The sequence below is a fragment of the Neisseria canis genome (assembly GCF_900636765.1).
In the GTDB taxonomy this organism is placed as follows: Bacteria; Pseudomonadota; Gammaproteobacteria; order Burkholderiales; family Neisseriaceae; genus Neisseria; species Neisseria canis.
The window spans coordinates 238,970-260,135 of record NZ_LR134313.1; the positions used below are offsets into that span (position 1 = coordinate 238,970).

Annotated in this window: 16 protein-coding genes and 1 pseudogene; 7 read left to right on the plus strand and 10 right to left on the minus strand. The window is 51.0% G+C overall.

The features are described 5' to 3' along the window. Nucleotides 1–15: 15 nt before the first annotated feature. Nucleotides 16–2,316, minus strand: coding sequence for a DNA topoisomerase IV subunit A (gene parC / locus EL143_RS01140; RefSeq protein ID WP_085416932.1), 2,301 nt, complete (start codon nucleotides 2,314–2,316; stop codon nucleotides 16–18). Nucleotides 2,317–2,529: 213 nt separating this feature from the next. Here parC and EL143_RS01145 point away from each other — a divergent pair, with 213 nt between their 5' ends. Continuing rightward, a complete protein-coding gene (locus EL143_RS01145) occupies nucleotides 2,530–3,573 on the plus strand; it encodes a metallophosphoesterase (protein ID WP_085416930.1) in 1,044 nt (347 codons plus the stop codon). A gap of 145 nt (nucleotides 3,574–3,718) precedes the next feature. Here the strand turns inward: EL143_RS01145 and carB are convergent, their stop codons facing one another. The 8 genes from carB to EL143_RS01185 all read right to left on the minus strand — a co-directional run bounded on the left by carB (nucleotide 3,719) and on the right by EL143_RS01185 (nucleotide 12,831). Next, nucleotides 3,719–6,928 carry a carbamoyl-phosphate synthase large subunit gene (carB, locus tag EL143_RS01150; RefSeq protein WP_085416929.1) on the minus strand — a complete coding sequence of 1,070 codons (3,210 nt, stop codon included), beginning with the start codon at nucleotides 6,926–6,928 and terminating at the stop codon, nucleotides 3,719–3,721. Nucleotides 6,929–6,967: 39 nt separating this feature from the next. Further along, complete coding sequence (locus EL143_RS01155; RefSeq protein WP_126326485.1) at nucleotides 6,968–7,837, minus strand: hypothetical protein; 870 nt, start codon at nucleotides 7,835–7,837, stop codon at nucleotides 6,968–6,970. Nucleotides 7,838–8,022: 185 nt separating this feature from the next. Then, nucleotides 8,023–8,298: a PhzF family phenazine biosynthesis protein gene (locus EL143_RS01160; RefSeq protein WP_232001317.1), complete on the minus strand. Its 276-nt coding sequence runs from the start codon at nucleotides 8,296–8,298 to the stop codon at nucleotides 8,023–8,025. A gap of 408 nt (nucleotides 8,299–8,706) precedes the next feature. Next, a complete protein-coding gene (locus EL143_RS01165; protein WP_085417487.1) occupies nucleotides 8,707–9,210 on the minus strand; it encodes an isoprenylcysteine carboxyl methyltransferase family protein in 504 nt (167 codons plus the stop codon). A 92-nt stretch (nucleotides 9,211–9,302) separates the two neighbouring features. Next, nucleotides 9,303–10,145, minus strand: a complete 843-nt coding sequence (locus EL143_RS01170; RefSeq protein ID WP_085417488.1) for a PhzF family phenazine biosynthesis protein — start codon at nucleotides 10,143–10,145, stop codon at nucleotides 9,303–9,305. 51 nt (nucleotides 10,146–10,196) lie between these two features. Next, nucleotides 10,197–10,847: a leucine efflux protein LeuE gene (gene leuE, locus EL143_RS01175; RefSeq protein WP_054618290.1), complete on the minus strand. Its 651-nt coding sequence runs from the start codon at nucleotides 10,845–10,847 to the stop codon at nucleotides 10,197–10,199. Nucleotides 10,848–11,066: 219 nt separating this feature from the next. After that, nucleotides 11,067–11,873: a cation transporter gene (locus tag EL143_RS01180; RefSeq protein ID WP_085417494.1), complete on the minus strand. Its 807-nt coding sequence runs from the start codon at nucleotides 11,871–11,873 to the stop codon at nucleotides 11,067–11,069. Nucleotides 11,874–12,096: 223 nt separating this feature from the next. Continuing rightward, the gene (locus EL143_RS01185; protein ID WP_085417489.1) at nucleotides 12,097–12,831 is read right to left on the minus strand and encodes a dienelactone hydrolase family protein; all 735 of its coding nucleotides are present in this window, start codon (nucleotides 12,829–12,831) and stop codon (nucleotides 12,097–12,099) included. A gap of 144 nt (nucleotides 12,832–12,975) precedes the next feature. Here EL143_RS01185 and EL143_RS01190 point away from each other — a divergent pair. After that, nucleotides 12,976–14,441 (plus strand): annotated as a pseudogene (locus EL143_RS01190) (DASS family sodium-coupled anion symporter). An 82-nt stretch (nucleotides 14,442–14,523) separates the two neighbouring features. Here the strand turns inward: EL143_RS01190 and EL143_RS01195 are convergent. Next, complete coding sequence (locus tag EL143_RS01195; RefSeq protein ID WP_009115799.1) at nucleotides 14,524–14,682, minus strand: DUF1328 domain-containing protein; 159 nt, start codon at nucleotides 14,680–14,682, stop codon at nucleotides 14,524–14,526. 492 nt (nucleotides 14,683–15,174) lie between these two features. On the opposite strand from EL143_RS01195, the gene EL143_RS01200 reads away from it, so the two are divergent. From EL143_RS01200 to EL143_RS01220, 5 genes are all read left to right on the plus strand, one after another. Then, the gene (locus EL143_RS01200; RefSeq protein WP_085417490.1) at nucleotides 15,175–15,372 is read left to right on the plus strand and encodes a CsbD family protein; all 198 of its coding nucleotides are present in this window, start codon (nucleotides 15,175–15,177) and stop codon (nucleotides 15,370–15,372) included. 354 nt (nucleotides 15,373–15,726) lie between these two features. Then, nucleotides 15,727–18,513, plus strand: coding sequence for a DNA polymerase I (gene polA, locus EL143_RS01205; protein WP_085417491.1), 2,787 nt, complete (start codon nucleotides 15,727–15,729; stop codon nucleotides 18,511–18,513). A gap of 457 nt (nucleotides 18,514–18,970) precedes the next feature. Then, nucleotides 18,971–19,543 carry a hypothetical protein gene (locus EL143_RS01210; RefSeq protein WP_126326487.1) on the plus strand — a complete coding sequence of 191 codons (573 nt, stop codon included), beginning with the start codon at nucleotides 18,971–18,973 and terminating at the stop codon, nucleotides 19,541–19,543. A gap of 17 nt (nucleotides 19,544–19,560) precedes the next feature. Then, nucleotides 19,561–19,908 carry an STAS-like domain-containing protein gene (locus tag EL143_RS01215; protein WP_085417492.1) on the plus strand — a complete coding sequence of 116 codons (348 nt, stop codon included), beginning with the start codon at nucleotides 19,561–19,563 and terminating at the stop codon, nucleotides 19,906–19,908. A gap of 272 nt (nucleotides 19,909–20,180) precedes the next feature. After that, entirely contained in the window at nucleotides 20,181–21,152 is a 972-nt protein-coding gene (locus EL143_RS01220; RefSeq protein WP_085417493.1) for a calcium/sodium antiporter, read from the plus strand. Nucleotides 21,153–21,166 lie beyond the last annotated feature (14 nt).

Genomic DNA, 21,166 nt, shown 5'->3' on the forward strand with positions numbered 1-21,166 from the left:
TTCATATTGATTACACTATTCCGTGATACCGGTTATGCGGCCGGACACATCTAAAATTTTACCTTTCCGCCCGCGCTTGTTTTGGATATCCACAATACGCAGCCGCTCGTTTTTTTCTCCGCCCCTTTTACCTTTAATCTGCACGGTAAATTCAGGCTGATTGACAACCGAAACCAAGCTTAGTTTCATGTTTTCAGACAGGCTTATCAGTTGCAGCCCCCTGCCTTTGGCCATAATCTTCAATTCGCCCAATTCAAACGCCAGCAAGCGGTTGTCTTCCGATACCAGCACCACTTTGCAATCCGGATTAATCAGCGATACTGCAAACACAGGCAGAGGCTGCAAAACGGTTTCTCCCGCTTCCAAACTCATAACCACTTTGCCTGCTTTAATCCTACTAACCATATCTGCCAGCTTGGTGATAAAGCCGTACCCGCCGCTGTTGCTCAATAAATAATGCTGTTCAGACAGGCCTGTGAGCATGGCCACCACTTTGGCGCCGTTTTGCAGCTCAATCAACGAGCTGACAGGAATACCGTCGCCGCGTCCACCTGGGATTTCGGCGGCATCCAAAGTATAAGAGCGCCCTTGCGAATCAAGCACCACCACCGGCCATACGGTTCTGCCTTCCAATACCTGCTTCAAACCGTCGCCTTCTTTGAACACGGTCTGGCTCAAATCGAGATTGTGGCCGGCGCGGCTTCTGATCCAACCTTTTTCCGACAAAATCAGCGTAATCGGCTCGTCAGCAGTAGTTTGCGTTGAAGATGCGCGCTCGGCTTCCTGTATCAGCGTTCTGCGCTCATCACCAAACTGCTTCATATCGGCACGCATTTCCTGAATGATCTGTTTGCGCTTGGCAGATTCATCGCCCAACAAATGATTCAGCTTGTCTTGCTCTTCTTTCAATTCGGCCAGCTCTTTTTCAAGCTTGAAGCCTTCCAGCCTGGCCAATTGGCGCAAGCGGATTTCCAAAATATCTTCCGCCTGAATTTCAGACAGGCCGAAAGCCGCCATCAAATCTGTTTTGGGTTCGTCCGATTCGCGGATAACGCGTATTACCTCGTCAATGTGCAGAAACGCAATCATGCGCCCTTCGAGGATATGGATGCGTTTTTCCACTTGCGCCAAACGGTGCTGCAAGCGGCGGGTAACCGTGTGCACACGGAAATCAAGCCATTCCTGAAGAATGGTTTTCAGGTTTTTCTGGGCCGGGCGGCTATCCATGCCCATCATCACCAAATTTATCGGCACATTGCCTTCAAGGCCGGTACGCGCCATCAGCGTGTTCATAAAGCTTTCAGGATCAATCCTGCCCGACTTCGGCTCGAACACCAGCCGAACGGGATGCTCGCCGTCGCTTTCGTCGCGCACTTTTTCCAGTAAATCCAGCATCAGCTTTTTCGTATTGAGCTGCTCCTGATTAAGCTGCTTTTTACCGGCTTTAGGCTTAGGATTGGTTTGCTCTTCGATTTCGGCCAGAATTTTTTGGGCGCTCGTACCCGGCGGCAGCTGGGTAACAATGGCGCGCCATTGTCCGCGCGCCAGCTTTTCGATTTCATAACGCGCCCGCACGCGCACGCTGCCTTTGCCGGTTTCATAAATCTGCAGCATATCGCTTTGCGGCGTAATAATCTGCCCGCCACCCGCAAAATCGGGGCCTTTGATATACGCGGTCAGCTCCGCCGTGCCCATGGCAGGCTTTTTCAAAAGCGCAATGGCCGCTTCGGTAACTTCGCATAAATTGTGCGGCGGTATTTCGGTTGCCATACCTACGGCAATACCGGAAGCACCGTTCAGCAGCACAAACGGCAGCCGCGAAGGCAAAATAACGGGCTCTTCAAAAGCGCCGTCATAATTGGGCACAAAATCAACCGTGCCCATATTGATTTCCGAAAGCAGCAATTCGGCTATCGGCATCAACCTTGCTTCCGTGTAGCGCATAGCCGCCGCGCCGTCTCCGTCGCGCGAACCGAAATTGCCTATGCCGTCTATCAGCGGGTAACGCAAAGTAAAGTCTTGCGCCATGCGTACCATTGCATCATAAGCGGAGCTGTCGCCGTGCGGGTGGTATTTACCGAGAATTTCCCCCACCACGCGGGCAGACTTAACAGGCTTGGCGCCATACACCAAACCCATATCTTTCATTGCATACAGAATGCGGCGCTGCACCGGCTTCTGCCCGTCGCCCACATCAGGCAGCGCCCTGCCTTTTACCACGCTCATTGCGTATTCGAGATACGCGCGTTCGGCATATTGGCCCAACAATAAAGAATCATCGTCGGCTGGGGCTGTGGCGTTTGGCAGGTCATTCATGTTTTAATTAAGTTCCGGCACGTTTTTAACAGGTAAAATTGCCCTCTATTGTAATGCAAATTGCCCTTCTTTGCCGAACTTAACAGCCCTAAGTTTATTTTTTCAAACCTTGCTTGTTGGTTCCGTGCATATTTTAAATTGTTACAATATCCTAACAAATGATTTAAGTTAAACAATATCACTTTACCTTTTTGAAAAATTGAAGAGCCTGCTATGTACCAACCCATTCAAACGCTGCCGCAAGGCCCTTTAGATATCATCGGCGATATTCACGGAGAATTTGATGCCTTGCAGAAATTGCTCGTCCGCTTGGGCTATGATGAACACGGCAATCATCCCCAACAGCGAAAGCTGGTGTTTGTGGGCGACTTATGCGACCGCGGCCCCGACAGCCCTGCCGTTTTATATTGGTTCAGGCAGGCATATGAAGCCGGCAACGCATTTATGGTGTTGGGCAATCATGAGTTGAACCTGTTGGTAGAAGACCCGAAAGACGGCTCCGGCTGGTATTTCCCCCAACGCGCCGCCAAAGAAAGCCATCTCTATGCGCCTTGGCAGACCATGCCGAACCACGAGAAACCGGCACTTATCAATTGGCTGGCAGATATGCCGCTGATTTTGCAACGCAGCGACATACGCATCATCCACGCCGCCTGGCTGCCCGAATCCATCCGCCAAATTCAGACAGGCATTGCCGGCAGAGGCTTAATCAGCGCCTACCGGCAATGGGATGCCGATTTAAAACAGTCTCTGCAAACAGCCGAATGGTATGCCGATTACGAGCACCAGCAAGCCGATTCCACCCTGCTTGACAACCCCGACCACATGCCGCCGATACAGCAGGCGCTGGCCGAATTCGAATACCGCCGCAGCCGCCTGCACCCCGTGCGCGCCCTGACCAGCGGCGTCGAAGTATTCGTAGACACCCCGTTTTACGCCGGCGCGCGCTGGCGTTTTACCACGCGCTTCGCCTGGTGGGACGAATATACCGACGACATTCCCGTGGTTATCGGGCACTACTGGCGCAGCTGGCAGCCGAAACATTCCGGCCTGCTGCCCGAGCCGCCCAATTCATGGTTCGGCGCCAAACGCAACGTATTCTGCATAGACTACTCGGTAGGCGCACGCTGGCGCGACCGTCGCGCCACACCGCCCGTTTCGCCCGAGCAATCCGGCTTCAGGCTTGCCGCCTTACGCTGGCCGGAAAATCTGCTGATGTTTGATAACGGGGAAACCGCCGCCACCGTTTCCACATAAAGCTAATCAAATTAACTTGATAACCACGGCTTGATCCGGGTATTTGAACACCATCAGCTAATCCACTTACACGATGACACTACAAACAAATGCCTGTCTGAAAACAATTTCAGACAGGCATTCCACTTCAAAAGCATCTAAGCGCTTATTTCGTCAACCGCGCATGCAGCTCCTGTACGCTGTACACGCCCATGGCGTTCAGGCTCTTCACGCCTTCGCTCATGGCTTCGCCGCCGGCGATGGTGGTGTATTGCGGCACGCGCTGGGTAAGCGCGCTGCGGCGGATGCTGTGGCTGTCGGCCACGGCTTGCGGGTCGCTGATGACGGTGTTGACCACCAGCGCGATTTCGCCGTTTTTAATCGCATCCACGATATGCGGGCGACCTTCCTGCACTTTGTTGACCACCTGCACGCCCACGCCGTACTCTTTCAGGTAGGCAGCGGTGCCGCGGGTGGCGCACACGCCGTAACCGAGCGATTGGAAGTTTTTCGCGGTTTGAACCACCAGCGGTTTGTCTTCGTCGCGCACGGCGATAAACACTTTGCCCACAGCCGGCATGCGTTCGCCCGCGCCGAGTTGGGCTTTCAGGTAGGCTTCGGAGAAGGTTTCGCCCACACCCATCACTTCGCCGGTGGAGCGCATTTCCGGGCCGAGAATGGTGTCTACGCCGGGGAATTTGATGAACGGGAACACGGCTTCTTTCACGGCGTAGAAATCCGGAATCACTTCTTTTTCAATGCCTTGCTCTTTCAAGCTGATGAGGGCCATGGCGCGTGCGCCCACTTTGGCCAGCGGCACGGAAGTGGCTTTGGAAACGAACGGCACGGTACGCGAAGCACGCGGGTTCACTTCCAGTACGAACACCACGCCGTCTTGCACGGCAAACTGTACGTTCATCAAGCCGACCACGTTCAGCGCATAAGCCATCGCTTTGGTTTGGCGGCGGATTTCGTCTTGAATCTCTTCGGAAAGCGAGTATGGCGGCAGCGAGCAGCCCGAATCGCCCGAGTGGATACCGGCCTGCTCAACGTGTTGCATGATGCCGCCGATCACCACATCTTTGCCGTCTGAAACGCAATCTACGTCTACTTCGATGGCGTTGTTTAAGAAGAAATCGAGCAGCACGGGGCTGTCTTCGGAAACCTGCACGGCTTCGCGCATGTATTTCTGCAACTGTTCGGCAGAATGCACCACCTGCATGGCGCGGCCGCCCAACACATAAGACGGGCGCACCACCAGCGGATAGCCGATTTCTTCGGCCAGCACCAACGCTTCTTCTTCGTTGCGCGCGGTGCGGTTGGGCGGCTGGCGCAGGCCGAGATCGTTGAGCACTTTTTGGAAGCGTTCGCGGTCTTCGGCGGCGTCAATCGAATCGGCAGACGTGCCGATGATGTTCACGCCGTTTTCCACCAAAGCGTTGGCCAGTTTCAGTGGCGTTTGGCCGCCGTAATGCACAATCACGCCCCACGGGTTTTCGGTGCGCACGATTTCCAGCACATCTTCCAGCGTGAGCGGCTCGAAGTAGAGGCGGTCGGAAGTGTCGAAGTCGGTGGAAACGGTTTCGGGGTTGCAGTTCACCATAATGGTTTCAAAACCCGATTCGCGCAGCGCCAGCGCAGCGTGTACGCAGCAATAGTCGAACTCGATACCTTGGCCGATGCGGTTGGGGCCGCCGCCGAGAATCATCACTTTGCGTTTTTCAGACGGCCTCGCTTCGCATTCTTCTTCGTAAGTGGAATAGAGATAAGCGGTGTCGGATTGGAACTCCGCCGCGCAAGTATCCACGCGCTTGTACACGGGGTGCAGCTTCAAGCCGTAGCGGTGTTCGCGCACTTCTTTTTCGCTTACGTTTAACAATTGTGCCAAACGTTTATCTGAAAAGCCTTTGCGTTTCAAACGGCGCAGAGTGGCGTAGTCCAAATCGCTGAGGCTACCTGAAGCCACGGCTGCCTCTTCTTGAACAATGTCTTCAATCTGCGCCAAGAACCACGGATCAATCGCGCAAATTTCGTGGATGTCTTCCTTGCTGAAACCGGCGCGAAAAGCATCGGCCACATACAGAATGCGCTCTGGGCCGGGGTTGGCCAGCTCGCGGCGGATTTCCGCCTTGTCGGTAGTTTTCGGGTTGAAGCCGCACAAACCGGTTTCCAAGCCGCGCAGGGCTTTCTGCATCGACTCCTGAATCGTGCGGCCCATCGCCATCACTTCGCCCACCGATTTCATTTGCGTGGTCAGGCGGTCGTCGGCAGCGGGGAATTTCTCAAACGCAAAACGCGGGATTTTCGTTACCACATAGTCAATCGAAGGCTCGAAAGACGCAGGCGTGCGGCCGCCGGTGATGTCGTTGCGCAATTCGTCCAACGTGAAGCCCACCGCCAGTTTTGCCGCCACTTTCGCAATCGGAAAGCCCGTGGCTTTGGAAGCCAGCGCCGAAGAACGGCTCACGCGCGGGTTCATCTCAATCACAATCATCTCGCCGTTTTCAGGGTTGATAGCAAACTGCACGTTCGAGCCGCCCGTATCCACGCCGATTTCGCGCAGCACCGCCAGCGAAGCATTGCGCATGATTTGGTATTCTTTGTCGGTAAGCGTTTGCGCGGGCGCAACCGTAATCGAGTCGCCGGTATGCACGCCCATCGGGTCGAAGTTTTCAATCGAACAGATGATGATGCAGTTGTCGTTTTTATCGCGCACCACTTCCATTTCGTACTCTTTCCAGCCGAGCACCGATTGCTCGATCAGCAACTCATGCGTGGGCGAGGCATCGAAACCGCGTTCGCAAATCGCCAAAAACTCGTCTTTATTGTAGGCAATGCCGCCGCCCGAACCGCCCATGGTAAACGACGGACGGATCAGCGTAGGAAAGCCTACCTGCTCTTGCGCCGCCAGCGCTTCGTTCATGGTGTGGCACACAAAAGATTTCGGGCAAGAGAGGCCGATTTTTTCCATCGCCTCTTTAAAGCGGCCGCGGTCTTCCGCTTTATCAATCGCATCTTCCGTTGCGCCGATTAACTCGACGTTATATTTCGCAAGCACACCGTTGCGCGCCAAATCCAGCGCACAGTTCAGCGCCGTTTGGCCGCCCATGGTCGGCAGCACCGCATCGGGGCGCTCTTTGGCGATAATCTTTTCCACCGTCTGCCACATAATCGGCTCGATATAGGTAACATCGGCCATTTCAGGGTCGGTCATAATCGTGGCGGGGTTGGAATTGACGAGAATGACTTTATAGCCTTCCTCGCGCAAAGCCTTACACGCTTGTGCGCCGGAATAGTCAAACTCGCAGGCTTGGCCGATTACGATGGGGCCGGCGCCGATGATGAGGATGGATTTTAGGTCGGTACGTTTGGGCATGGTGGGTCTTTCTTTTAAGATAATTTAAGATAAGAAAAATTATTTTTCAGAAATTATAATCTTCAAACTTGCGTTATGGGTTATTTTTCCTTTTAAAATAAGTGTCTTATTAATTTTTTCATCAATAAATTTGATAATATGATTTATAAATATAGAAGTGCCATTTGCACGCAGCAACATACCAAGTAAGACAAAATCTTTATTGTTGTCGATGACGAAAACTGGGGAACCACTAAAACCATTCAGCTCAGAATTTAAGTTTTCTTTGCCTATTTTTTTATCATTATTACTATATTTAATTTCAACCAGATTAAACAAATTTAAATTGTTATTCTCTCGATTTATTTTACCTTGTATTATTTCAAGTCCTAAGGTTTGTTCTACTTTTTGCTCATCATTACACAAATCATAGTCATAATCTGGGTGTTCTAGAGGGAAGCCAACACAATAATTTCCTAGATATTTAGATGAAATAATTTCAGTTATTATTTTTTCAAAATTAAATTCCAACTTAAATAAAGGTAGCTTAATTTTAATTTCATCAGGTAATTGATTATTCAATTTAATAATTACAAAATCATTTTCATCTATTGGTGCTCCTGTTTCTTCATGAGTTAGCTCTGAAAAAAAGATATGGTGGAAATGTCTAGGTTCTATTTCTAAATTAAGTATTGGATTGGAAATAAATAGATTTTTCTCATTACTAGATATTTTCTCCTTATTTATTCCCATATGCTGAAAATTATGCAGCGTTAAAATAAAATATATACATTCTCTATACAATACAAAAAAACCTGAACCAATAGGTCTGGGGGGCTCATTAACTGGATGTATTCTTAAAATAGAAACTAAACTATTAAAAAATTCTATGCTTGTGTTATCAAGATCTACTGTTTGAGTTTGTTTCATAATTTTTCAATAAAAAATGATAGCTGTAGGCCAGATACTCGTATCCGACAAACCATTTGAGACCGTCTGAACTATTTTCCTTACATCCCCATTCTGTCGGATTCAAGAATCCGACCTACATCTGAATAATTTAAAAAAACCAACCTTAAACATGGCCATATAGTGCCGGTAAAATATTTTACAGATTAACGCGGCAGCTTGAACACGCCGCGCCCGACTTCCACCACACGCCCGCCCACATAGATATTTTCGGCTTCGTCCACGCGCAAACTGAGGCGGTTGGGGCGGCCGGTTTGGTCGCCTTGCCGAACGCTGCGCCTAAGCGGAAAAGTGCCGCGCGAAAGGTAGTAGGCTCCGAGATTGGCACAAGCGGAGCCGGTGCCGCTGTCTTCTAAAATGGTACCGTTTTGTGCGTAAAACATCCGCGCCTGAACGGTGTCGCCTTGTTCGTGCCAAAGCAAGCGTAGGTCGGATACTTGTATCCGACAAAATCAATTTAAGGCTGCCTGAAACATTTTTTCTTGCCGTGCCTTTCCTATTTGTCGGATTCAAGAATCCGACCTACATCAGGGCAATCTTAAGTATGCGTTTTTTATTTGTGCCGCAAACCTCGACAACCACTTGCGTGCCGTTGGCACACACCCTACCTGTTCTCGTCAATGCCTGTCCGAAAACCCCATCAAGCTGCCCTTTCCCGTGCATATCGATATGCTGCGTTTATCTTGTAAAAAGGCTGTCTGAAATTCAGACAGCCTTATGTTATGCGCTTCTTTTTTCTGCCTGAGTGGTTTTTTATCCGGCCAGGCGGGATTATACGATATTTAACGGCGCTTGATTATGCTTGGCGCAAAAATGTTTTTAAACTCGGTTTACCACAAATGGCGCATGGCTTCGTGTTCTTGGCGGATGCGTATGGCGAGAATCACAAAGTAAGCGGGCAGGCCTACGGCCATGGTTGCCCAGGCGTGACAGAGCAGGCCGATGCCGATGAGTTCGGGAATGATGTTTAAAAAGTAGTTGGGGTGGCGCACATGGCGGAAGAGCCAGGAGCGGTTGAGGGTGTGCCGGGGGTGGATATAGATTTTCAGCGTCCAGATTTCGCCAAGCTCGCGGATCACGTAAAACAGCATCGCGAGGGCGAAGGCGGTAACGGCGGTGCCGGCGGTGGAAACGGCATCAAACTGTGCGCCGCGGATATGGGATTCGGCCAGGGCGGCGAAGTAATAGGCGATGTGAGCGGCGGCGAGCAGCTTGGAATTTTTTTCGCCGAACTGTTTGGCGCCTTCGGCAATCAGGCGCTTTTCGTTGCGGATGGAAATGGAAAGGGATACGAGGCGGATGGCGAAAAAGAGGATAAAAATCAGGGTAATCATTGAGGTGGTTTCCTTATGTTTGTGAAGTGTTTTGTTTTCAGACAGGCATTGTTAAGTCAATCGGATGCCATACTCGGGTTGGGCCCATGCTGCTAAAGCGGCAGCGTAAACACGCCGCGCCCGACTTCCACTACGCGCCCGCCCACATAGATATTTTCGGCTTCGTCTACGCGCAAACTGAGGCGGTTGGGGCGGCCGGTTTGGTCGCCTTGCCGAACGCTGCGCTTAAGCGGAAAGATGCCGCGCGAAAGGTAGTAGGCACCGAGATTGGCGCAGGCGGAGCCGGTGCCGCTGTCTTCCAAAATGGCGCCGTTTTGTGCGTAAAACATCCGCGCCTCTACGGTGTCGCCTTGTTCGTGCCACAGGTAAATCATGGTGCGCCCCGAATCTGCGCAGCAAACGGCATTGAGTTTGGCGTAGTCGATACGGGCGTTTTCCAGCGCGGCGGCGGTATAAACTTGCAGCAAAAGCTGCGGCGAACCGCTATCCAGCCAATAAGCGTGTTCGGCGATTTGCGCCTCGGGAATGCCTGCTGCTTCGGCCAATTCGACACGGGAAGCGCTTGAAGGGCGGCAGGTGTAGCCACTGATTTTCAGGGTCATCGTGTTGTTTGAGCCGCTCAGGCAAACGGGCTTGGCGCGTGTGTTGAGCACAAAGTTTTCAGACAGGCCTTGCCGTTGCTGCAACACGGATGCGCTGCCGAGGATGGGATGGCCGGCCAGCGGCAGCTCGTGTGCGGGCGTGAAAATCCGCAGGTCGGCGGCGGCGGATTCCGAGGGGAAGGCAAACGCGGTTTCACTTAAATTAAACTGGCGCGCAATCTGCTGCATGGCCTCGTCGTCCAGCCCTTCGGCTTGGGGGAACACGGCCAGCGGGTTGCCGCCGAAATGGGTTTCGGCAAACACGTTGACCAAAACAAATTCATATTCGCGCATGGTTTGCTCCTTAAATTTGAAGTGTTCAGGCAGGCATTCCGCGTGCCCGCTTTATATCGCGGCCATCCACATTCTCACGGCAAACGCGGCGAACATCAGCCCTACGGCGCCCATGGCGGCGGCGGATAGTTTATGGTGCCGCCGAAAGAGGCGCGTCATATTGTGTCCGGCGAACACCAGCATGTTGAGATAAATAAAACTGGTGGCCTGCAAAATCAGCGCCAACACGAGAAACGAAAGCGCGGGGTGCGGGTAAGCGGGGTCGACGAACTGCACGAAAAACGAGAGGAAAAACAATATGGCTTTCGGGTTGGTCAGGCTCAGCAGCAAGGCGCGTTTGAAAATGTGGGGCGCGGGTCCGGCGGCGGCTTCGGAGCCGGTTGGAAATTTAGACGGATCAAGCTGCCATTTTCTTACAGCGCCGCGCAGCAAGTTGAAGCCGATATAGGCCAGATACAGCCCGCCCACCAGCTTGAGGCCGTGAAACAGCGGCGGGTAGAGTTTTAATAATGTGCCCGCGCCCAAAACGGTGGCGAGTATCAGGAAGGAATCGCCCAGAATAATGCCTGCGATGGCGCGGTAAGCCGCTTTTACGCCGTGCTGCGCCGCCATGGAAAGGCAAAACATGGAATTGGGGCCGGGCAATAAAATCACGGCGACCGTGCCGATAATGTAGGTGGTGAGATTGATGGTGCCGAGCATGGTTTTCAGACAGGCATTGGGTTTGCGGATAAAGGGCTTGGCATTTTATAACGGATGGCCGGCCTTGCGGTAGGCGGAAATGTTGCTGGAAATTTATCGGATTCGAGAATGAGACGGACGCAGCAGATTTGTCGGATTCAAGAATCCTACCTACGGTGGCCAATATGCCTGTCTGAAAACATTCTTTCAGACAGGCATGTGTATCGCAACAATCCAACCCTAACGCGCCAATTTCAAAATCTTCCACGCGCCCGAGCCCACCAACACGAATACGATTGTGCCCACTATCAAATCAGGATATTTGGAATGCGTCCACAGCGTGAACGCGCCGGCGGCTATCACGCCCAAGTTCACGATAATGTCGTTCGACGTGAAAATCATGCTGGCCTGCATATGCGCTTCGCGGCTTTTGCTTTTTTGCAGCAGGTAAAGGCAGAAAGCATTACCCGCCAGCGCGAACAGGGAAACGGCAATCATGGTTTTGAAATCGGGCACGCGCTCCCAGCCGATAAAGCGTTTCACCACTTCGGCAAAGCCCCACAGCGCCAACACCAGCTGGAACACGCCGGCTGAAAATGCGGTTTTTTTCTTGCGCTGCACGGTGCCGCCCACGGCCAGCAGGGCGAGCGCATACACGGCGCTGTCGGCGAGCATGTCCAAGCTGTCGGCCAGCAAACCCATCGAACCGGCCAACACGCCGCTTACGGCTTCCAGAAAAAAGAAAAAGAGGTTAATCGCCAGCACTTGCCACAACAATGCGCGTTCCGCTTTGCCCTGCCCTTGCGCAGCGGCTCCCTGCTCTATTGTGTCTACGGCTTCGCTGCCGATCAGGGTGGTGTCGAACTTCAGGCTGTCGAGCTGTTTGAAAACGGCTTCATGGCCGCCTTCGTGATACACCGTGAGCCGCCGGCCGGGAATGTCGAAATCCAACGCATGTATGCTGCGGCACCCGGCTAATTTCATCCGGATCATCTGCTCTTCCGAGGGGCAGTCCATTTTGGCGATATTGAAAACGGTTTTTTGCATCATGCCGAATCCTGTCTTTGTGTGATAGTGAATCAACTTAAAAAATAGTACGTTCGTCATACTCGGGCTTGACCCGAGTATCTCTTAAAGTTACTGGAACTCAAGATACTCGGGTCAAGCCCGAGTATGACGGTATCGTTATTAAGCTTAAGTGAATTGATTATACTTTATTCAACAATGCCTGTCTGAAAACATTCTTTCAGACAGGCATTGCTCGGTGTGCTTATAAATGGCGCTCTAAAAAACCCAGCATATTGCGCCAGCTGGTTTCGGCGGCCTCGGCGTTGTAATCGAGAAAATCGACATGGTTTTTCTCGCCGTTTTCGGTGGCTTGCGGATTGGTGAAACCGTGTTTCACGCCGGGGAACACGTCGATATGGTAAACCACTTTGGCATCATCCATTTCTTTACGGAACGCGGCCACGTCGTCCATAGTGGTGAGCGTGTCGGCCTCGCCGTGCTGCACCAGGATTTCGCCCTTCACCATGCCTTCAAGCGCAGGCACGGCGGGCGTGAGGATGCCGTGGAAACTGGTTACGGCCTTGAGCGGCAGGCCGCGGCGCGCCATATCCAGCACCACTTTGCCGCCGAAGCAGAAGCCGACGGCGCCCACATTTATTTGCGCCACTTCGGGCAGGTTTTGCAGTTGGGTCAGCGCAAGGTCGGTGCGCTCGTTGAGGATTTCAGGGTGTTCAAGCAGGTAAGTCATGTTTTGGTTGGCTACGTCTGCTTTGTCGGTGAGCAGTGCATCGCCGTATAAATCGATCGCTAGCGCCGCGTAGCCGGCTTCGGCCAAACGCTCGGCGCTGCGTTTGACGTGTTCGCTCAAGCCCCACCATTCCGGCGCTACCAACACGCCGGAAAGGCCGTCTACAGCTTGCTTGGGCAGACAGAGATGGCTTTTGAGGGTGACGCCTTGCGAATCGGTGTAGCTTAGGGTACGGGTTTGAATTGTCATGCTTTTTCTCCTTTGTTAATTTTTTCAGACAGGGGTTTGAGGATAACTGAATTATTTTATTTGTGCCATATCATTTTTCCGGCAACAAAATAGCGTTAGAATCGTTTCTTATTTTTATACAATAATCATCAAGGAGTGTCCGATATGGATAAATTGGGTTTTAAGCCGATACCTGCTGCGGTTGCACTGGCAATCGCCCTGGTCATTTGGTTTCTGATTCCCGTACCCGCAGGGGTTGCGCCGCAAGCCTGGCATCTGCTGGCGATGTTTGTGGGCATCATCGCGGCAATTATCGGCAAAGCCATGCCCATCGGCGCGCTGGCCATTCTGGCGATTATGCTGGTGGCGGTAACCGGCGTTACCGCGGAAAAACCTGACAATGCCATGAAAGACGCGTTAAGCAGCTTTGCCAGCCCCCTGATTTGGCTGATCGGCGTGTCGATTATGATTTCCCGCGGCATCCTGAAAACCGGTTTGGGCGCGCGCATCGGCTATCTGTTTATTTCCGTGTTCGGTAAAAAAACGCTGGGTATCGGATACAGTTTGGCGCTTTCCGAGCTGCTGATCGCCCCGGTTACGCCGAGCAACACGGCGCGCGGCGGCGGCATCATCCACCCGATTATGAAGGCGATTGCCAGCAGCTACGACTCCGACCCGGAAAAAGGCACGCAAAGCCGCATGGGCAAATATTTGGCCTTAGTCAATTACCACAGCAATCCGATTACTTCGGCCATGTTCATCACCGCCACTGCGCCCAACCCGCTGGTTGTAAAATTGATATCCGAAGCCACCGGTGCGGAAATCAACCTCACTTGGAGCACTTGGGCGCTGGCCATGCTGCTGCCCGGTTTGGCTGCGATTGCGCTGATGCCGCTGGTGCTTTATTTCATCTTTCCGCCCGAAATCAAAAACACACCGAATGCGGCGCAGTTTGCCAAAGAAGAATTGGCCAAGCTCGGCCCGATGAGCGGTGCGGAAAAAATCATGCTGGGCGTGTTTGCCGTGTTGCTGCTGCTTTGGGCAGGCGTTCCCGCCATGATTTTCGGCAAAGCGTTTGCGGTAGATGCCACGGCCACGGCGTTTATCGGCTTGGTGTTGCTGCTGCTGACCGGCGTGCTCACTTGGGATGACGTGCTGAAAGAAAAAGGCGCGTGGGACACGGTAACTTGGTTTGCCGCTTTGTGATGATGGCCACTTTCCTCAATAAGCTCGGTTTAATCGCCTGGTTTTCCGGCACGCTGGAAGACGGCATTTCCCATTTGGGCATAGGCTGGGTGGGCGCTTCCGCCCTGCTGATGCTGGCTTATCTTTATGCGCATTATATGTTTGCCAGCACCACCGCCCACATCACCGCCATGTTCGGCGCGTTTTACGCGGCAGGCATCGCATTGGGCGCGCCGCCCATGCTGTTTGCACTCTTAATGGCGGCTGCCTCCAGCATCATGATGACCCTCACCCACTACGCCACCGGCACATCGCCTGTGATTTTCGGCTCCGGCTACACCACGCTGGGAGAGTGGTGGAAAGCGGGGTTCATTATGAGCGTGGTAAACATTATTGTGTTTGTATTAATCGGCGGCATGTGGTGGAAAATACTCGGCCACTGGTAATGCCCACCTGAAGAAACATGCCTATCTGAACCGCTTTCAGACAGGCATGTTTCTTATTGAACCGTATAATTGAAAAGTTTACTTACCGTTTTCGGCCGAAAATCAGCGACAACACGGCCAAAATCAAGAAGCCGATAAACAGGATTTTTGCGATTCCGGCTGCGCTGCCCGCAATGCCGCCAAAACCCAACACACCTGCAATAATCGCAATTACAAAAAATATAACAGAGTAGCGTAGCATATTCTTTCCTTTTTATTTATTTAATGAATTGTTATGTATTCCGCCAACATCTCAAACTTGAAACTTCCGTAAAAAGCAGCGGAACGCCGCTCACAGTAACATACTGTTTCCCCTACACCAATTACATAAAATGATAAAAACCAACATTGAAAACGGAGTTTGATAATTTAAATAAAAACTTGCAGTCCGTTATGTAAAAAAGGATTGAATACTGTTTGCCAAATTATTCAACATCAATCAAAAATCAAGATAAACCATTATTTTTAATGGAAAATATTAAGAATCAATCAATATCTATAATTAACCATTGCTCGTTTTCAGTAAAAAATATATTAAGGCGGCCATTTAAAAATTTGATTTTTGTCAAATTTCTATTTTACCTATGTTAAAAAACAAAGCCTTTCCTTGAAAACAAATTCTCCCGCCTCATCTGCTGGGTACGCACAACGCGTTATTTTTTATAATTAATTTTTAGATTAGAGAGGAATCCAAATGAACTGGGATCAAATCGAAGGTAAATGGGATCAATTTGTCGGTAAAGCAAAAGAAAAATGGGGCAAATTAACCGATGACGATTGGAAAGTAGCTGAAGGCAAACGCGACCAATTGGCCGGCAAAATCCAAGAGCGTTACGGCTACACTAAAGAGCAAGCCGAAAAAGAGTTGGACGATTGGATGAACAGCAACTAAGCGCTTGCACAAGTTAGCAAAGCAAACCCGCATCAAGCGGGTTTTTTCACATATGCCTGTCTGAAAACGAATAATGGGATTATCCGACCGCGTTTTCAGACAGGCGTACTATAGTTAATCAATACACTTTTAATACAAAGCAGCAAGCCGAAGACAATACAGGCAGCACGGGACTGATTTTGTGCTGCTTCAGCAGCTTACAAAATCGTTCTCTTTGAGCTAAGGCGCAGCAACGCCGTAGTAAAAGTTAAGTTGATTAACCATATTCAAAGCGGCCCCATATTAGCTACAAAGTTCCCTGCCCTATACCTTATAATTCCACCATCTATACTCTATTTTCAGACAGGCATCATCATGACCCAGCAAACCCTCCTCCTCGTCGACGGCTCTTCCTATCTCTACCGCGCGTTTCACGCCATGGCACCGCTTACCGCACCCGACGGCACGCCCACCGGCGCGTTGTACGGCGTACTCAACATGCTGCGCCGCCTGCGTGCCGATTATGTGCACGACTATTGCGCGGTGGTGTTTGATGCCAAGGGCGAAAACTTCCGCCACAAGATGTATCCCGACTACAAAGCCACGCGCCCGCCGATGCCCGACGAACTGCGCCCGCAAGCCGAAATGCTGCCTGAACTGGTGCGGCTGATGGGCTGGCCGGTGTTGATTGTGCCGGATGTGGAAGCCGACGACGTAATCGGCACGCTGGCCAAGCAAGGCGAGGAAGCGGGCTGGAACGTGGTGATTTCCACCGGTGATAAGGATATGGCGCAGCTGGTGTCCGAGCACGTTACCCTCGTCAACACCATGAGCAACGAAAAGCTCGACATCGAAGGCGTGAAAAACAAATTCGGCGTGCGCCCCGACCAAATCATTGATTATTTAACCTTAATCGGCGATAAAGTGGACAACGTGCCGGGCGTGGACAAATGCGGCCCCAAAACCGCCGTGAAATGGCTTGACCAATACGGCACGCTGCAAAACGTGATGAACCATGCGTCTGAAATCAAAGGCAAAGTCGGCGAAAACCTGCAAGCCGCGCTGCCGCAACTGCCCCTGTCTTACCAACTCGTTACCATCAAAACCGATGTGGACTTGCACGGCGATCTTTCAGACGGCCTCGAAAGCCTGCGCCGCACCACGCCGAAATGGTCGCAACTGGCGGTGGAGTTTAAACGCCTCAATTTCCGCACTTGGCTGAAAGAAGCCGAAGAGCGCATGCACGAAGGCAACGGCGATTTGTTCGGCGCGGCACATATCGGCGAACAGGCTGCGCTTGCTGCCGAGAGGCCGTCTGAAAAGGAAATCGGCATCGCCCAAGCCCCTGAAACGCTGGATTATCAAGCCGTTACCACCGAAAGCCAATTCGCCGCCCTGTTGAGCAAATTGTCGCAAGCCGACACCATCGGCATCGACACCGAAACTACCAGCCTCAACCCGATGGAAGCGCAACTCGTCGGCATCAGCATTGCTTTCAAAGCAGGCGAAGCCGTGTATATCCCGCTCGGCCACACACCCACCGCCGCGCCCGAACAGCTTGATTTGCAGGACGCATTAGGCCGCCTGAAACCCCATTTGGAGAATGCCTGTCTGAAAAAAATCGGCCAAAACCTCAAATACGACCAACACATTTTCACCAACTACGGCATTGCCCTGAACGGCATTGCCGGCGACGCCATGCTTGCGTCTTACATTATCGAAAGCCACTTGGGGCACGGCCTCGACGAACTTTCCCAACGCTGGCTCGGCCTGCCCACCATCACCTACGAATCCCTGTGCGGCAAAGGCGCCAAGCAGATTTCGTTTGCCGATGTCGGCCTCGAACAAGCCACCGAATACGCTGCCCAAGATGCCGATTTCGCCCTGCGTATCGAAGGCTGGCTGAAAGCACAAATGGACGAAAAACAGCTGGAAATGTATCAAAACATGGAGCTGCCCGTGGCCCAAGTGCTGTTTGACATGGAGCGCAACGGCGTACTTATCGACAAAAACGAACTCGCCCAACAAAGCCACGAACTCGGCACCCAACTGCTGGCGCTGGAGCAGCAGGCTTATGAAGCCACAGGCCAGCCCTTCAACCTCAACTCGCCCAAACAACTGCAAGAAATCCTGTTCGACAAAATGGGCATTCCCACCAAAGGGCTGAAAAAAACCGCGTCCGGTGGTATTTCCACCAACGAAGCCGTGCTCGAACAACTCGCGCCCGACTACCCGCTGCCCAAAATCATCTTACAAAACCGCGGTTTGGCCAAACTCAAGTCCACCTACACCGACAAACTGCCCGAAATGATCAACCCGCACACCGGCCGTGTGCACACCACTTACGCCCAAGCCGTCGCCATTACCGGGCGGCTGGCCAGCAACAACCCCAACCTGCAAAACATCCCCATCCGCACCGAAGAAGGCCGCCGCGTGCGCCGCGCCTTTACCGCCCCCGCAGGCAGCGTAATCGTGTCCGCCGACTATTCCCAAATCGAACTGCGCATCATGGCACATTTAAGCGGCGACAAAACCCTGATCGAAGCCTTTAAAAACGGCGAAGACATCCACCGCCGCACCGCCGCCGAAGTGTTCGGCGTCGCACAAGAGAGCGTGAGCAGCGAACAGCGCCGCTACGCCAAAACCATCAACTTCGGCCTCATCTACGGCATGGGCCAATACGGCCTTGCCAAATCACTGGGCATCGACAACCTTTCCGCCAAAAACTTCATCGACCGCTACTTCGCCCGCTACCCCGGCGTGGCCGACTACATGCAACGCACCAAAGAACAAGCCGCCGCCCAAGGCTACGTAGAAACCCTGTTCGGCCGCCGCCTCTACCTGCCCGACATCCACAACAAAAACGCCAACGCCCGCGCCGGAGCCGAACGCGCCGCCATCAACGCCCCCATGCAAGGCACCGCCTCCGACCTCATCAAACGCGCCATGATCGCCGTCCGCAACTGGCTCGTTTCAGACGGCCTCCAAAGCAAACTCATCATGCAGGTGCATGATGAATTGGTGCTGGAAGTGCCCGAATCGGAACTGGATTTAGTGAAAACCAAACTTCCCGAGATTATGGCCGGCATAGCCGACGGCATGCTGGGCGTGCCGTTGGTGGCGGAAGTGGGCGCGGGGGAGAATTGGGAAGAGGCGCATTAGAAGATAACTATGATATATAATTCTAAAATATATAATTATTTTTAATATTCTAAATGCCAAACCTTACTTTAAAGAATTGTATTATGACTAAAGATATTTTATCAGCATTGCAAGAATGTAACTTAAGCTCCAACTTTTGTATTAAGGAGGAAGATTTTCTTAAACCATCATATATTGTTACTGTAGCAGCCTATCTTAAACTGTAGCAGCCTATCTTAAAAAGAATCCTATTCCACCAAATTCCTTTCAGATTCAGTCAGAAAAGCATAACAGTTACTTAACCACGATTGGATTTAATGAGGCATTATGGGATATTCCTTGTACTAATCAGCGTCCTAATGTAGGTCATACTTATTCCGTCTTAACACTACTTGATAACGAGGAATCAACAGACACAGCTAATACACAAATTATCAGCTGTATTAACAAATTTACAGATCATTATCAAAGTGAAGGGTTGAATTCATTAAAAGAAGTAATTGGTGAAGTGCATGATAATGTTTGGTCTCATGGGAAATCTACTGGTTTTTCAATGATACAATGTTACAAAAATGGTATAATTGAATTTGCATTAGCAGATTTAGGAGGAGGTTTCTTAAAAGAACTGAACCGTGTTCAATTATTAATTTCAACACATGAAGAAGCCATTAAATGGTGCATTGAAAAAGGACACTCTTCTAAAAAAATTGAAGCAGAAAAACACGATGATTGGACACAACAATTACCTCCTGATGCAATTGGTAATCCAATGGGAAAATTGGCAAAATACAGGAAAAACAACAATCATGCAGGACTAGGACTTGCGAAACTTATTGAGTTAATTCAACAATATTGTGGCAAATTAAACATACTTTCTGGAAATTGCATGTTGTCAATTGACTCAAATTCACCTAATATGTCTTATATCCCTCTTAGTTATGAGTGGGATGGTGTTGTTATTAAATGTCAATTAAATGTAGCTAAACTAAAAGCTCAGACAGCATCAACTAATTCTGAACTTAGTGATATTTTAGCAGCATTAACCAGTTAAAATCAGGAGTTATCATCATGGAACAAACTATTCGCTTACCTAGCGGTAGCCTTGCTTCTCGTCGCTCCGCTATTCCTTTTCGAGATCAAATTATTAGTCTCATTGAAGACAAGAATTGTTCGAAAATTACCCTTGATCTCAGAAATACAGAAATCATTTCAGGCTCGTTTGCAGATGAATGTGTAGGTATTTTAGTCAAAATTTATGGCTGGGATACCGTTAAATCAAAAATACGTTTAATCAATGGTAATGGGCAAGCGGAAAAAAGTATTGCAAAGGCTATTTTGGATAGAAAAAATGAACTATCTAACACACATGAAATTTCTAATAAGAAAATAAAAACATTAGATTTTGTAATGGCTTAATTATATTTAAAAATAAAAAGGTCATCTGAAAATAGTCACCGTAGTCGGATACTCGTATCCGGCATTTGAGAGACCCTTTGTCGGATTCAAGAATCCGACCTACTACTGCTTACCTTATTGATGATACTAAAACCAAACCTACGCAAATGCCTGTCTGAAACCTTTTTCAGACAGGCATTTCGTATTCTGCCCCGTAAAACAAAACCGCATACGCTTAAGGGTTGAACAATGTTACAATACGCGGCTTTCATTTTTAAAACTTAAGGAAAATAATGCTTTACGCGATCATAGCGGTGATTATCGGTTTGGTGCTGCTGGTTTGGAGCGCAGACCGTTTTATTGACGGTTCGGCGGCCACGGCGCGTCATTTTGGGATGCCGCCTTTGTTAATCGGCATGGTGATTGTGGGCTTCGGCACGTCGGCGCCGGAAATTGTGGTGTCGGTGATGTCGGCGCTCGACGGCAGCCCGGGCATTGCGCTGGGCAATGCTTATGGCTCGAATATTGCGAATATTGCGCTGATTTTAGGGATTACGGCGCTGATCAGCCCGATTGTGGTGCAGCCGCAGATTGTAAAAAAAGAGATGCCGGTTTTGCTGGGCATTACGGCTTTGTCGGTGCTACTGCTGCTTGACGGTAGGCTGGCGGTGTGGGACGGCGCGGTTTTGCTGCTTGTGTTGGGCGCTTATATGGTGCGCACGGTTATGCAGAATCTGAAAGGTGCGGATAACTTGATTGAAGATATTTCGGCTGAATTGGAAAACACGCAAATGTCTTTAAGAAGGGGCTTGTTTTGGCTGGCTTTGGGCTTGCTGGTGTTGGTGTTGAGCTCGCGCCTGCTGGTGTGGGGCGCGGTTACGGTGGCGCAGAGCCTGGGGGTGAGTGATTTGGTTATCGGTTTAACGGTGGTGGCCATCGGCACTTCCCTGCCGGAGCTGGCTTCTTCTGTGGTGGCAGCGCGCAAGGGCGAGCATGATATTGCGCTGGGCAATGTGGTGGGGTCGAACTTGTTCAACACTTTGGCGGTGGTGGGTTTGGCGGCCGTGATTTCACCGATGGACGTGGCGCCGGAAATTCTGAATCGTGACGTGGTGGTGATGTCGGCATTAACTGTGTTGCTGTTTGTGTTTTGCTTGGGCAAGGGCGGCTTCGGCAAAGTCGGCCGCCTCAAAGGCTTGGTGCTGCTGGCGGCTTATACTGCTTATACGGTTTATTTGATTATGGGCAGCTTTCCTGCGGCATAATAATCATGCCTGTC